The sequence below is a fragment of the Microbacterium sp. SS28 genome (genome assembly GCF_022761035.1).
In the GTDB taxonomy this organism is placed as follows: domain Bacteria; phylum Actinomycetota; class Actinomycetes; order Actinomycetales; family Microbacteriaceae; genus Microbacterium.
In genome coordinates this window covers 513,647-527,008 of sequence record NZ_JAKWJP010000005.1, presented here as the reverse complement: position 1 = coordinate 527,008, position 13,362 = coordinate 513,647, and the positions used below count along the sequence as shown (strand labels likewise).

General features: G+C 66.6%; 16 protein-coding genes. 7 read left to right on the top strand and 9 right to left on the bottom strand.

Annotation, left to right across the window (positions count from 1 at the left end; translation table 11 throughout):
- Positions 1–64 precede the first annotated feature (64 nt).
- From MJ607_RS16510 to MJ607_RS16500, 3 genes are all read right to left on the bottom strand, one after another.
- Positions 65–211: a hypothetical protein gene (locus MJ607_RS16510; protein ID WP_243076696.1), complete on the bottom strand. Its 147-nt coding sequence runs from the start codon at positions 209–211 to the stop codon at positions 65–67.
- Positions 212–356: 145 nt separating this feature from the next.
- A complete protein-coding gene (locus MJ607_RS16505) occupies positions 357–626 on the bottom strand; it encodes a hypothetical protein (protein WP_243076695.1) in 270 nt (89 codons plus the stop codon).
- Between the two features lie 52 nt (positions 627–678).
- Complete coding sequence (locus MJ607_RS16500) at positions 679–1,530, bottom strand: hypothetical protein (RefSeq protein WP_243076694.1); 852 nt, start codon at positions 1,528–1,530, stop codon at positions 679–681.
- 411 nt (positions 1,531–1,941) lie between these two features.
- On the opposite strand from MJ607_RS16500, the gene MJ607_RS20270 reads away from it, so the two are divergent.
- A complete protein-coding gene (locus MJ607_RS20270; RefSeq protein ID WP_243076693.1) occupies positions 1,942–2,820 on the top strand; it encodes an enoyl-CoA hydratase/isomerase family protein in 879 nt (292 codons plus the stop codon).
- Positions 2,821–2,870: 50 nt separating this feature from the next.
- Here the strand turns inward: MJ607_RS20270 and MJ607_RS16490 are convergent, their stop codons facing one another.
- On the bottom strand, positions 2,871–3,263 hold the full coding sequence (locus MJ607_RS16490) for a DUF1801 domain-containing protein (protein ID WP_243076692.1): 393 nt from the start codon (positions 3,261–3,263) through the stop codon (positions 2,871–2,873).
- A gap of 200 nt (positions 3,264–3,463) precedes the next feature.
- Here MJ607_RS16490 and MJ607_RS16485 point away from each other — a divergent pair, with 200 nt between their 5' ends.
- The 3 genes from MJ607_RS16485 to MJ607_RS16475 all read left to right on the top strand — a co-directional run bounded on the left by MJ607_RS16485 (position 3,464) and on the right by MJ607_RS16475 (position 6,550).
- On the top strand, positions 3,464–3,679 hold the full coding sequence (locus MJ607_RS16485) for a dodecin (RefSeq protein ID WP_243076691.1): 216 nt from the start codon (positions 3,464–3,466) through the stop codon (positions 3,677–3,679).
- Positions 3,680–3,833: 154 nt separating this feature from the next.
- A complete protein-coding gene (locus MJ607_RS16480; protein WP_308193849.1) occupies positions 3,834–5,711 on the top strand; it encodes a phosphoenolpyruvate carboxykinase (GTP) in 1,878 nt (625 codons plus the stop codon).
- Positions 5,712–5,947: 236 nt separating this feature from the next.
- Positions 5,948–6,550 (top strand): DUF998 domain-containing protein, encoded by a 603-nt coding sequence (locus tag MJ607_RS16475; protein ID WP_243076689.1) that lies wholly within the window; start codon positions 5,948–5,950, stop codon positions 6,548–6,550.
- 184 nt (positions 6,551–6,734) lie between these two features.
- Here MJ607_RS16475 and MJ607_RS16470 read toward each other — a convergent pair whose 3' ends face one another.
- The 3 genes from MJ607_RS16470 to MJ607_RS16460 form a co-directional block, all read right to left on the bottom strand.
- Positions 6,735–7,691 carry a diacylglycerol kinase family protein gene (locus tag MJ607_RS16470; protein ID WP_243076688.1) on the bottom strand — a complete coding sequence of 319 codons (957 nt, stop codon included), beginning with the start codon at positions 7,689–7,691 and terminating at the stop codon, positions 6,735–6,737.
- Between the two features lies 1 nt (position 7,692).
- Entirely contained in the window at positions 7,693–8,538 is an 846-nt protein-coding gene (gene ppk2, locus MJ607_RS16465) for a polyphosphate kinase 2 (RefSeq protein ID WP_243076687.1), read from the bottom strand.
- 148 nt (positions 8,539–8,686) lie between these two features.
- Positions 8,687–9,181, bottom strand: coding sequence for a hypothetical protein (locus MJ607_RS16460; protein ID WP_243076686.1), 495 nt, complete (start codon positions 9,179–9,181; stop codon positions 8,687–8,689).
- A gap of 441 nt (positions 9,182–9,622) precedes the next feature.
- On the opposite strand from MJ607_RS16460, the gene MJ607_RS16455 reads away from it, so the two are divergent.
- Positions 9,623–10,123, top strand: a complete 501-nt coding sequence (locus MJ607_RS16455; RefSeq protein ID WP_243076685.1) for a hypothetical protein — start codon at positions 9,623–9,625, stop codon at positions 10,121–10,123.
- A gap of 135 nt (positions 10,124–10,258) precedes the next feature.
- On the opposite strand, the gene MJ607_RS16450 is transcribed toward MJ607_RS16455, so the two are convergent.
- Positions 10,259–10,930 carry an NBR1-Ig-like domain-containing protein gene (locus tag MJ607_RS16450; RefSeq protein ID WP_243076684.1) on the bottom strand — a complete coding sequence of 224 codons (672 nt, stop codon included), beginning with the start codon at positions 10,928–10,930 and terminating at the stop codon, positions 10,259–10,261.
- A 209-nt stretch (positions 10,931–11,139) separates the two neighbouring features.
- Here MJ607_RS16450 and MJ607_RS16445 point away from each other — a divergent pair, with 209 nt between their 5' ends.
- Both MJ607_RS16445 and MJ607_RS16440 read left to right on the top strand, forming a co-directional pair.
- Positions 11,140–11,400 (top strand): hypothetical protein, encoded by a 261-nt coding sequence (locus MJ607_RS16445; protein ID WP_243076683.1) that lies wholly within the window; start codon positions 11,140–11,142, stop codon positions 11,398–11,400.
- Positions 11,401–11,510: 110 nt separating this feature from the next.
- A complete protein-coding gene (locus tag MJ607_RS16440) occupies positions 11,511–12,080 on the top strand; it encodes a dihydrofolate reductase family protein (protein WP_243076682.1) in 570 nt (189 codons plus the stop codon).
- A gap of 197 nt (positions 12,081–12,277) precedes the next feature.
- On the opposite strand, the gene MJ607_RS16435 is transcribed toward MJ607_RS16440, so the two are convergent.
- Positions 12,278–12,922 carry a bifunctional 2-polyprenyl-6-hydroxyphenol methylase/3-demethylubiquinol 3-O-methyltransferase UbiG gene (locus MJ607_RS16435; RefSeq protein ID WP_243076681.1) on the bottom strand — a complete coding sequence of 215 codons (645 nt, stop codon included), beginning with the start codon at positions 12,920–12,922 and terminating at the stop codon, positions 12,278–12,280.
- Positions 12,923–13,362 lie beyond the last annotated feature (440 nt).

The following is a 13,362-nucleotide window of genomic DNA, read 5'->3' as shown; positions in this document are numbered from 1 at the left end:
CACTCAGCTCTCGGAGGCAAACCCCCGATCAGCCGACTGCGACCAACGTCCTGACCGGGTACAACTAGCGCTTCTTGACTCTGGAGACGGAGTCGGTGTTCTCCACCCGATTGCTCGCCGCTCGCTTGTCCGCCTTTGCGGCGCGCTTCTCTTTGAGAGTCTTGGCCGGCGCAGTCTTGCCGCCTTCTTTCCGCGTGGACTTCTCACCCATGGTCGTGCTCCTTTGAGAGCCACGGTGACCCTGTCCGGCTGACGCTACACGCGTCCCCTGTGCGCGAACCCGGCTCCGCTGATCCGCACGGGACCCCGAATCGGGGCATGGTGCGGTAGGGGATCCGCAGGGCCGGCGGGATTGCTCAGGTCGTGGGCCCCACAACGCGGCCATCCACGACACCGGCCGCGTCCCCTTTCAGCTCGATGAAGATGGTGTGCGTCGCGGACTGGCCGATGTTTTCGCCGGCGTGGCGCTGAGCAGGCAGCCACATCGCGTGATTGGCGGATATGTCGACTTCGCGTTCTCCGGCATCCGTGCGCAACCGCCGCTGGAAGTCGCTAAGTGTCACCATCACGCTGTTCGGATGCACACCCCGAATCGGGTCGGCGCCTGTATGAGGATCCTTGCCCATATGTGTGCGTACCGACGTGAGTACCGAGTTCTGGCGGTGCAGCGTCGGACGGCTAGGATCCGTAGAACTCGCCCCCCATCAGTCGGTACACGTCGACGACGTCGTCGTGGAGCACGAATCGGACATATGGCGACAGCTGGCCGGATGGCGTGGGCGGGAGCAGGTTGGGCTCGATGTTGAAGTCGGCGATCGTATCAACAGAAGGCGCCGTGCACTCGAACACCGAGATGTGATCTTCTATGACCTCGGCGAGGCATCGCTTGTTCTCGAGCTTCGTCGTGCTCCATACCTGCAGCGGCCCGTATGCGCCGTACGAGACGAAGTCCGCCACCGTCAAGCCGTACGCCACAAGGATCCCGTCGTCGACAGGAATGGACGCCGGCCCGGGACTGCCCTGCGGAGTGAGTTGTGCGACCGGTTCGGGCTGGTTCGAGTCTTCGCCGACGAAGACACCGACGACGATGGCGGCGGCAAGCACGCCCACAGCGGCGATGGCCCACGGCAGCGAGCGCCGACGGCGCCACCACGGTGCCGGGCGGGCTCCGTCGGTCGGTCCGGGATCGGCGGTCGGCGTTCCGACGGGATCCTGCTCGGCGACCAACCCTCCGTCAGGCTCACGGTCGACCGGCGCCCCGTTGATTGGCTGCGGGACCGATGTCGAAGCCGGCTGTGGCCCTTCGAGCGGGTCGGGAGCGGAGACGCGTCCCGAGACGGGTGCTCGGAGCGCGGCGACGGTGGCGACGACGGGGGTCCACGCTCGACGTTGGGTGGCCTCCAGTTCGGAAAGCCGAGCCTGAGCCGCCGCATCTCCCGCGATGTCCGCATTTGGTCCGTAAGCGCGTTGTCGCAGGCGCTGCAGCTCGTCGGAATCCTCGAAGCCGGCCGACCCGCGCGGCGCGTCCATGCCCTGATTATCCGCCTAAGGGAACGACCGGGAAAGGGAACATCGGGACGAAGGAACGTGGCGCCACACATCCCCGTCAATGGTCGGAAATTCAGGGACGAGGGGCCGCTCGAACGCTCGCACACGAGGGGCTCGCGTCCGCCGACTGGCACAACAGGGCTCACCCCGGCGGGTCCGCGGTCCACACGGCAGGACTCGGGAGCGAAGGAGAGACGAAGCCGGTGCACGAACGGGTCCGGCTTTTCGGTCTCGCGGAGGCAGCCACTTCTCGGTGGCGCCAATCCACGTAGCGGAGCGCTCCGAATCACGCCTGTACGCACCAACTTCCCTTCCCTCGCCTTTACGTATGGAGTGAATCGTGAAAACCATCACGGAGTCGATCGCCCGCGTTTCAATGCCTTCGAAGATCACGTGGCAAGGTTTCGATCAGGTCGAGGCGGCGCACGGGCGCGGCTCGTCGCGGACGGCCGTGAAGTGACGGGGTCGACCGAACCGATCGACCTGGTATTCGACGGCGACGTCGCATGGCTTACCCTGACCCGTCCGGACGATGGCAACGCCATCAACCTCGAGTTGGCGCACGGCCTGCGGCGCGGCATCGCGCTGATTTCGAACGCCTCTCCTCGGGTGATCGTGATCGGCGGCACAGGTGGCTCCTTCTGTGTGGGCGGTGATGTGATGGAGATGGCGGCCGCCGCGGATCTCAGCGCCTACATCGGAGAGCTGGCGGGCACCTTCCATCACGCATTGGCCGACCTCGCCGACCTCGATGCGGTCATCGTCGCGGCGGTCGATGGCGTCGCCGCCGGGGCAGGCCTCGGACTCGCCCTGGCCGCCGACATCCAGCTCGCATCTGACCGGGCGGTGTTCCTCACGGCCTACGAGACGCTGGGTCTGACGCCCGACAGCGGGACCTCTCTCCTTCTCCCGCTCGCCATCGGCATGCCGCGGGCGCGAGCGATGAGCGCGGCCGGGATGAGAGTGGATGCCGCGTCCGCCGCCGCGATCGGACTCGCGCAGGAAGTCGTGAGCCCGAACGACCTGCCTGCAGCGGTGCGAGATCTCGCCAAACGACTCGCCGCGAAGCCGCAGAGCCACATGGCCGCAACCCGCCGACTGTACCGGGGCGCCCAACCCGACCATTACCGGCGCCACCTCGACGCCGAGACCCTCGCGATCACCGCCGCCGGGGCATCCGCAGACGCGAGGCGCCTCATCCACGACCTCGCCGCACGCTCCGCACGAAGCGCGGAAGCCCGCCGCCGTCGAGCATCCCGCGCAGCCGCCTGAGAAGAATTCCCTCCTCGCAGACCGCTCACATGCAACGAACGGAAAGGGATCTATTCCTCCGCCAGCCACGCGCGGACGACGGCGATGATTGCGTCGCCGGTGGTGGTGAGATCGTCAGGCTGCGGCAGGGTGAGGCTCGCCCAGATATTGGAGTGCCAGGTGAGCAGGCCACTGGGGTCGCCCCCGAAGGCTGGCGCTTCGTCCTTGTTCTCTGGCCGGTCAGCACCGAAGTGCAGGATGAGACGCACCGGTCCCTTTCCGGGTGCGTTGATCGTGAGCCGGTCGATGCCGCGAAGCGTGTAGTCGGGCGAGTTCCACTTGAGGATCTCGATGAGTTCGGGTTCTGCCTCGAGCACGAGTGCACGGAGCGATTCCACCTCGGCGCGTCGCTCCGCCGTCAGCGCGTCAAGGAAATCGTCGACGGTGGCGAAACGCGCAGGCATGAGGCCAGATTAGGGGAGCGACAACGGCCCGCCGACCCGGAGTTTGCACGGCGGTCGCATACCTATACCTCGATCCGCGAGGAGGGGTTGCCGGCAGGGGATTCGTATCGTCTGGAGTGACGCGGGCCTTGGGCTGCCGCGATCTGCTGGCTATGGTCGGTACAACTCGTGCGCGATGACGCCATGGCGAAGGGACCGAGATGACTGACCACACCTACCGAGTTACTGAGATCGTCGGGACTTCATCGGACGGGACCGACGCCGCAATCCGCAATGGTCTAGAGCGGGCGTCCAAGACCTTGCGCAACATCGACTGGTTCGAGGTCGTCTCCACGCGCGGGCACGTCGAGGACGGCGTCATCCACCACTTCCAAGTCACGCTGAAGGTCGGGTTCCGCCTCGACGACCCGGAGTGACGCTCACTGGGAGGCAACCGATCCACCCGGAGAGCAGCGATAGCGCTCGCCGAAAAGATCCCGAGCGACGCCTGGCTGCACGTATCGGAACCGCAATCGCGCCCGGCCCGATGACGGATCCGCATGGAGACATTGTCGGTTCCCCCCGCGGCTGGTGCGAGCCCGGGATAAGCGGGAGGCTCGCATCATGAACACACCGGAGTGGGTTAGGCATCGCAGACTGGTCGCCTGGGTGAACGAGATGGCCGGGCTGTGCGGGCCAGCGGATGTCCATTGGTGCGACGGCTCGCAGTCCGAGTACGACGCATTGTGCGAGCAGTTGGTCGAGTCGCGTGCATTCGTCCGATTGAACCCTGAGAAGCGGCCGCGGAGCTTCCTGGCGCGCAGCGATCCGAGCGATGTCGCCCGAGTCGAGGAGCGCACGTTCATCTGCGCACGCAGCGAGGAGGACGCCGGGCCGACGAACAACTGGATGGATCCGCGGGCGATGATGGGAATCCTGCGGGGCCTGTTCTCCGGCGCGATGGCGGGCCGCACTATGTATGTCGTGCCGTTCAGCATGGGCCCGCTCGGCTCGCCGATCGCACAGCTAGGCGTGCAGATCACCGATTCGCCGTACGCCGTGGCGAGCATGCGCATCATGACGCGGATGGGCCGTGCCGCCGCCGAGGTGCTCGGTGCAGACGGCGAGTTCGTGCCGTGCATGCACAGTGTGGGTGCGCCGCTGGCCGAGGGTGAGCAGGATTCCGCGTGGCCGTGTAATCCGACGGAGAAGTACATCGTGCACTTCCCGGAGTCCCGGGAGATCTGGTCGTACGGGTCGGGGTACGGCGGCAACGCGCTGCTGGGCAAGAAGTGCCTCGCGCTGCGAATCGCGTCGACCATGGCGCGTGACGAGGGGTGGCTCGCCGAGCACATGCTGATCCTCGCGGTGACCGATCCGGAGGGGGAGAAGACCTACGTCGCGGCGGCGTTCCCGTCCGCGTGCGGCAAGACGAACTTCGCGATGCTCGTCCCGCCGCCAGCGTTCACCGACCAGGGGTGGAAGGTCACCACCGTCGGGGACGACATCGCCTGGATCAAGCCGGGGGAGAACGGCAGGCTCATGGCGATCAACCCGGAGGCCGGCTACTTCGGGGTCGCGCCGGGCACCTCGTACGCGACGAATCCGAATGCGATGGAGTCGATCCGCTCCGACACGATCTTCACGAACGTCGCGCTCACCGACGACGGCGACGTGTGGTGGGAGGGGATGGACGGCCCCAAGCCGGCGCACCTGATCGATTGGCAGGGCCACGACTGGACCCCCGATTCGGACACGAAGGCGGCGCATCCGAACTCACGGTTCACCTCGCCGGCGACCCTGAACCCGGCGCTGGACGAGTCGTGGGACGATCCTGCCGGCGTGCCGATCCGCGCGTTCGTTTTCGGCGGCCGCCGCGCCGGCACGATCCCGCTCGTGGTGCAGAGCTTCAACTGGGCCTTCGGGGTCTACATGGCCGCGACGATGGGGTCGGAGACGACCGCGGCCGCGTTCGGCAAGCAGGGCGTTGTGCGCCGAGACCCGTTCGCGATGCTGCCGTTCTCCGGCTACCACATGGGCGACTACATCAACCATTGGCTGGCTCTGGGCCGCACGGTCCGCAACCCTCCGCGGATCTTCGAGGTGAACTGGTTCCGCCGCGACCAGGACGGGAAGTTCCTCTGGCCGGGCTTCGGCGAGAACATGCGCGTGCTGCAGTGGATCGTGGCGCGCTCGCGAGGCCGAGCGCTGGGCATCGAGAGTCCTCTAGGGTGGATGCCGCGGTACGAAGACCTCACGTGGGACGGGCTGGACTTCTCGGAGCAGGACTTCTTCTCGTGCATGGCGATCAACCGCGTCGACTGGACCGCCGAGCTGCTCGACGTGGAGGAGCTGTTCATGAAGCTCTACAACCGCCTCCCGAAGGAGATGGGGATGATCCGCTCCCTCACTACCAGCGCTCTGTGGCGCTCGCCGAAGAACTGGGAGATGAACTCCGACCCCACCTGAGCTCAGCAGCGCATGCGCCTGGAGTGCAGCGGCTCGGCATGACCCGGGGGAGTCGAGGCTGCATGGCGCCCGTCATCCACTGCGGGAGCAGAGCTTCGTCCTCTTCCGCGTCGACGTGACGGTGCATGCCGCGATGTGGAGGCGCATCCAGCTCAGCCTCGAACCGGGAACTGCCAGCGGGATAGAGTGCCGCCCAGGAGGATGCCCATGGTCGCTGGAGGTATGGCTGTCCGAAATTGAGCGTCGCTGCCATCGCGGCGGTCACGGCGCTCGTCGCCGGCGGGATCACAGCGGGTCTGATCGCGGTACTTCATGTCCTGGAGCCCGAGTACGACCCGTCCTGGCGGATGATCAGCGAGTACTCCCTCGGACGATACGGGTGGGTGATGCGCCTCGCCTTCGTCACGATGGCCATCAGCCCTGCCGCGACATGCGTCGCCTTGTGGTCGTTCGGCGGCGCGTGGACCCTCGGCCTTGCCGTCGTCGGACTGGGCGCGTTCGGTGCAGCGTTCATCGACGCCGATCCGATCATGACTCCGCGCGCTCAGGCTACGCCCGTCGGCAGGATCCACACCGTGATGGGCGGTGTGTGCCTCGCCGGCTTCCCCCCTGCCGCTCTGTTCGCTGGGGTTGGGGTGGTGACCGCCCTCGGGTGGACGCTGGCTATCGCATCCGCTGTTCCGTTGGGCGGCCTGGTGTGGTTCCTCATCGCCGCCGCGCCCGCCCACGGGGAGGGCGGCTCGCCTGAGATCCGCATCGGATGGCCAGACCGGTTCTGCCTCCTCGCCTACCTGGCATGGGTGGTGCTCGCCGCTGTCGGCGTGCTGTCAGCCGTGTGACACGGAAGTACGCCCGACCGCGTGGGGACGCAGCGCTGGAGGTGGGCGCACCGCGCGAAGAGGGATGGCAATCGGACGCTTCCACGCCCGCCCGCTACTCACCTCCACCGGGCATCGCCCGTTCAGGGATCGGTGGAAACACCAACGCATGGAGATCAACGTGTGGTGGCCCGAACGAGTCTCGTCAGCGGGGATCGGCGATCGAAGATCTCACGCGGATCGCGGAAGGCTGGATCGTCACCGTGAAGGCGCGAGTGTCGCCGACCTCCTCACCGTCGATCTCGAACGCGTGCGCATCCGGCAGGGTTACGGCAACCTTGCGAGCACGACCGTGGTGGGTCGAGTCGGTGTTCATCGGTTCGTCGGACGGGTGAATGAGTCGCTTCAGCCCGTTGTCCCACACCATTGTCTTGAATGTGCCGATCCACTCGGCGAGCCCCTCCGCGCTCAGCACGAGATAGTCCAGCTCGCCGTCTGACGGATCTGCATCGGGGAGAAGCCTTATTCCACCCTGAAGTGCGCCGCAGTTCGCGACCAGGAGCGTGTGACCCGATCGGTCCTGCGGCGTCCCGTCATCGGTCGTGATCGAGAAGGGCAGGATGTCGCTGGCCGACCATGCCCGTCCGAGCGACTCGACGTACGCAAGCCAGCCCGCTTTGTCCTTGAGGTCATCGTCGGTCTCGGCGAGCATGTGGGCATCCAAGCCGAACCCGACCATGACGACGAACGCGTGTCGTTCACGGCCACCCTCGCGCTCCATCTCGACCCAGCCGACGTCGACCGGTCGAGGATCGCCGGTCAGGGCCAGTCCGAATGCCGCTGGAACGTCATTGACGGGGATGTCGAGGTTGCGCGCGAAGAGATTTCCCGTGCCGAGCGGGATGATCGCCATCTCGAGGTCGGCGGACGTGCCCGCGAGATGCTCGACCGCTGCCCGGACGGTGCCGTCGCCGCCGGCGACTATCAGCAGTTCCGCGCCGTCCGCGATCGCCGCCTCGGTGACGCCTTGGCCGGGATCCTCCTTCGTTGTCTCCCACCACCGCACGTCCTCGATCGACGCCGCTCCCATTGCTTCTGCGAGCCCCGCTTCGAGGACGTCGCGCTCGATCTTGGAGGGGTTCCAGACGATCGCTGCCCGCACGTCAGGAGGCCTTCTTCGATTTCTCGGCGCGGAGGTCGGCAGCGATGTCAGGTACATACTTGAACTGCTCGGCGGGCGGTCGCTCGTAGTCGTCTGCACCCGGGCGATCAGGGATCGAGACTTCCTCCAGTTCAAGCCGCCCGTGAGGGATGCAGCTGAGCAGGTGGCTGATCACGTTCAGCCGCGCGCTCCGCTTGTCCTCGCTCTCGATGGTCCACCACGGCGACCCCGCCGTATCGGTCGCAGCGAACATGGCGTCCTTCGCACGCGAGTAGTCCTCCCAACGGAGAATGGACTCGAGGTCCGTCGGCGACAGCTTCCATCGACGCATCGGATCGCCGACCCGTGAAGCAAAGCGCGCCTGCTGTTCTTCGTCAGAGACCGAGAACCAGTACTTGATCAGAATGATCCCGTCCTCGATCAGCAGATTCTCCACGATCGGGGCCTGACGCAGGAACTCCTGGTACTGCTCCTCCGAGCAGTACCCCATGACTCGCTCGACCCCGGCCCTGTTGTACCAGGAGCGATCCATCAGCACGATCTCCCCCGTGGTGGGCAGGCGCTCGATGTAGCGCTGGAAGTACCACTGCCCCCGTTCCTTCTTCGACGGCTTCGACAACGCGACCACACGCGCGTGCCGCGGGTTGAGGTACTCCATCACCCGCTTGATGGCGCCGCCCTTGCCCGCCGCATCGCGCCCCTCGAAGATCACGAGCACCCGCGCCCCTGCGGACGCCACCCACTGCTGCAACTCCACCAGCTCGGTCTGCAGCCGTTCCAGCTCTGCCTTGTACAGCCTCTTGTCGAGGCGTTTCACGGACGACTTCCCCGCGCTCTTCTTCGCCATCACATGCCCCTCGATATCACCGGCATCTCACATCCTCGCGTAACGGAACGGCGCGAAGCAGAACACTCCATAGACCGCCAGCCCGGCGCCGACGATCCACAGCTTCACCGCCGCCGCCCTGCGGCTTGGATACAGGCAAGCGTGAGTGTCAGCGACGACCGATCGAGCGCACGATCGCGCCCAGCACCACCACAGCGCCCGCGGCTGCGGCGATCACGACGCCGGGACGCTCGCGATAGGTTTGCTTCAGCTTGTGTCTCCACTCGCCAGCGACCGTCTTGGTGTGGGCGACGAGGCTGTCCAAGTCGACGTCGTCGGCGACATCCTTGATGCTCGCGGTTGCGGCCTTCGCCGCATCGACGGCGGCATCCGCGGCTTTCCCGGCCGCGGCCCTCGCTTCGGACGCAGCGCTCTTGGCTCCATCGACGACGTCGCCGACCTTCTCGCTGACTTTGTCTGCGATGTCGCTCACGGTTCCTGCGACATCGCTCGTCGTGGCTTGCGCGCCAGTCGAGACCTCGTCAGCGATCTGCTCCGCCGTGGCGCCGAACGATTCTGCGCCGTCGGCGGCCGCGGTGCGCACTCGCTCGGCGGCGTCTCGCGCCGCCTGGGTGGCTTCGGAGTTGCCCTGGGTGTCGGTCATTCTCGTCTCCGTTCGTCGTGCGGTCGCGCCATCGTATGCGCGCCCGCCGTGAGCGAGCATGAAATCGAGGTGGGGTTGCCAGCGGCGCGGACGAGTGCTACAAGAATCGGTCGGCCACGGCCACGGCCACGGCCACGGCCTCTGCCGAACGATGCGAGTGACGGTTGGGTCCCCACCGCCCCTCCACCCGCGCGTGCGTGCACCGCCCGCGTAGGGATCCTTGGCGATGCGCTCGGCAAGGTTCGTGGCCGACATTCTGCGCGGTCGTCGCCGGTGCAGCTATTCGTCTCCGATTGCTGCCTTGAGTGGCGTGCCTGCCAGGACTTCGTCGAGCTCGCGGCGTCTCTCACCGATCTGTGTTGTTGGGGGTTGTTCGCCCACAACGCAGAGGGCACGCGACCATCTCCTCACGCGCCCGCCGGGCGCATCGAGAGGATAGCTATGAAGAAGACAACTCGTTCACGTCGGGGAGTGGCAACGATCGCGGCCGCGGTCGCGATCGTCCTCGGCGTGCTGGCTTCAGCGGCGCCAGCGTCGGCGAGCGACTGGGGTGGATACGCGAACCCCGCTGCGGGCGGGTGCGGATCCAACTACGTGGTCAAGAGCGTCCCCGTCTCATACATGGGTGCCACGCGCGGCTACACGGTGGGGACCCTCCAGATCAAATGGTCGAACGGTTGCCCCGGCAACTATGCCCGCTACGAGGCGGCCTCGGGCTACATGCCGCGCGCGATCGCGATGAGCATCCAGGCTCAGGCATCTCCCTTCAACAAGTCCGGCACGAACGAGGAGTATGTGACGGTTGCCTTCACTCGCGTGATTGCGCTCGCCAAGAGTTCCGATCGCGTCTGCGCCTATTTGGACGTCTACACCGCACGACCGACATGGGCGCCCCAGAGTGAACCGACCACCTGGAAAAGCAGTGTCGTTCTCTGCGCCTGAAATCTTCGCAGGACATCGTCGCTCGGATGTCTCGCGTGAGCACGTTGCACTTGCTGCAGCGCGGTTGCGCGCCGTCGATCTCGGCCAGGTCGAGGGTAATCCCGCGGGGGGCTACGACTGAGCTTGAGGCGTTCGTCAGCGCACCACGGTGACCTGGACTTGAAGGCCCGGAAAGTAGCGACCCGGGAAGTAGAGTCGCCCTTCGTCGTCTGTCATTTTGAATGCGGCGGCGCTGGTGCCTTCGATGAAGTGGGCGACGCAGGGAACCTCGATCGTGATCTGGTCTCCGGGGGAGGCCGAGGGTACGGGGACCCGGGTGGGTGTCGTGATCAGCCCCGGACCGGCGGCGATGCCGAGTCTGGTGAGGTATCGCCGGTTCCAGTGAATGGTTCCGTCGTTGCGGATCGTCCAGGTCTTGATGAATCGCTGCCCCGGATGCATCAGTGACCCGTCGGAGATTGTCTCGCCGATGAAGGTGGACGCGTCGGTTGGATCGGCGTCGGGTGAGGGAACCGAGGTCACGGTGTTGCGCTCGAGGCGCTGCTTGCGCTTCTCGGCGAGCACGGCGTCGTATCGCGCGAGGAGGAGTCCGCCGCTGTTCAGGGCCGACTCGAGCTGGTGGATCACGGCCTCGGACGGCATGTCGCGGCCGTCCTCGGCTCCGCTGATGGTTCGCCGGTCGCGGCCGACTTGCCCGGCGAGTTCGGCGACGGTGTAGCCGCGCAGTTCACGCCAGTAGCGCAGCTCGTCGCCAAACTGCTGGCGCTGGGTATCGTGGCGCGCGGGAGGCCGGCGGGGTCGAGGCATCACACCTATCGATCTCGTTCTGGGGAGTTCGCCCACAATCTATCCATCCCAGGATCCTCATTGCATCCGTCAACGGACGACGGACGGAATCGGGATAAGGAAGCTGACACGAGTTCTGTCGCACCACGCGCTGGCCTCGATCGACGGCTGCCATCCCCGTGGCTGTCGTGAGTGCGGGAAGTCGAAATGCACGGGCTAATGTCGTGGACATGACGCCAGTGCCGGTCGAACCCACCGACCCGTTCACGCCGCTGTTCGGGCTTGCGCTCGGCGGGGCCGGGGTTATGTTCCTTCTCATGCTCGGGGTCATCGCACTCGGGGTCTGGGCCGCGTACTGGTTCATCCGACTCGCGGTCCGCCACGGCGGTATGGATGTCGCGCGGTGGGAGCGCGCCGGCATGCCAGACCGGATGCCGAAGCGCACCCGCCTGCGCGCCTCCGGTTACTCAGGCTCGTACTTCGAGCGCTGAACTCGTCCCCCGCCGTCGATCGCTCCGGTTCACCTGCAGCCCTGGGGACTCCGTACGGATTACCTGATCGATCCGGACGGCACCCAACTCGTCCTGATCGGAGCCGCAAGATGAGAACGCTCAGATACTCCATCAATGTCACACTCGACGGCTGCGTCCATCACGAGGCAGGACTCGCCCCCAATGAGGAGTCGATGCGCTACTGGACCGCGGAGATGGAGCGATCCGATGCCCTGCTCTACGGCCGGGCGACCTACCAGATGATGGAGTCGGCGTGGCGGCGCCCTGGCACCGACACCTGGCCGGACTGGATGCGCGAGTGGGAGATCCCCTTCGCCGAGGCCATCGACCGGACGAAGAAGTACGTCGTTTCCAGCACGCTGAGCGAGGTCGATTGGAACGCCGAACTAGTGCGAGGCGACCTGGGGCAAGCGGTTCAGCAGCTCAAGCGGCAGCCGGGCGGCGACCTGTCCGTGGGCGGGGTGACGCTCCCGCTCGCATTGGCGGATCTGGGGCTGATAGACGAGTACGTGTTCGTTGTGCAGCCGATCCTCGCCGGGCACGGGCCGACGATGCTCGCCGGGCTGCGTGAGCGCATCCAGCTCAAACTCGTGGATCGCCGCGAGTTCCGGTCCGGGGCTGCCGCCCTTCGCTACCGGCCCACGCGGACAACGACGTGACGTAGCACGATCTCCCGTCCGCGCGTCGTCGCGCGCACGAGCCAGCGCCCGCTCGAGGATCATCTACGGTCCACCCCCAGCATTCACGCGATCGCTCGCTTTGCGTTGGAGGTCACCGCCTCCGGCTTCGGTCGCAGGTAGGCATACGAGGTTCGGCGAGGGCTGGGGCGCGTGGCTTCGAGCGAGGGCCGGCCGGATCAGCCGCGCCGGCGCATCAGGACCACGGTGTCGTCGAGCACGGCCGGCGTGCCGTCGGGTCCGAGAGACTCGCGGGGGCGGGTCTCTGCGAGGCGCAGCATCCATTCGCCTTCGTCCAGCGCGAGAGCGGCGACCTCGTCTTCGGGAGTCGGAAGGTTCGCGTGGTGGTCGCGATGCGCCGACCACGGCGGGGGCGCGGCATGGCCGATGACGAGGAGGTGCCCGCCGGGGGCAACGCTCGCGGCGACCTCGCGGAGGATCTCCGCGCGCGGCAGCGCGACCGGGGACTGCAGGAAGGATGCCGTGATCAGGTCGTACTCGGTCGCACTCCGCCAGGTGGCGAGATCTGCGGCCTCGAAAGTCGCTCGTCCATCGGCGAGTCCGCGAGCGGATGCTGCCTCGCGGGCCCGCGCGACCGCCGTCGACGAGATGTCGATCCCGGTCGCCTGCCATCCGTGCTCGGCCATCCAGATCACGTCGGCTCCCTCGCCGCATCCGAGATCCAGGGCGAGTCCGGGCGCGAGGGGCGACACGACGTCGACGAAGGTGCGGTTGGCGGTGCCAGACCACACGCGGTCAGCGCTCGAGTAGCGCTCCTCCCAGAACACGGAGGGCGTCAGACCTGCGCCGGATTCGCTGTGCATCGCTCCAGCCTGCCACCATCCGATGTCAGCGCGCGGCGGGGTCATCGGGCGGGTTGGGCATGCACTCCACAGGATCGGGAATGAGACTCGAGCCCCGGCCCTGGCGTGCACCACGTGATCCTCCCCGAAGTCGACGTCCGACTCGCTCTCCTGGGCTGGCACAACGGCAATGTCACGCTCGAGACGACGAACGTCAGGATGCAGCGAAGCGCGGATGACTTTCGCTCGCAAGTGCAGCCGATTATCGACGGGCTCGAGTTCGACGGTTGACCGAGCGCCATCCAGCGCTTGCCGACAACCAGCAGGGTGCGGCTCTACGCCCGACCTGTCCGTTTGCGGCATCCTGACGTTCACGCAGAAACTGTGGGCACGGAGAGCGAAGTTGAGGTGAACTCCGACCCGCGACCTGAGCGACCTGCTGCTTGAGAGGATCAGTGCCG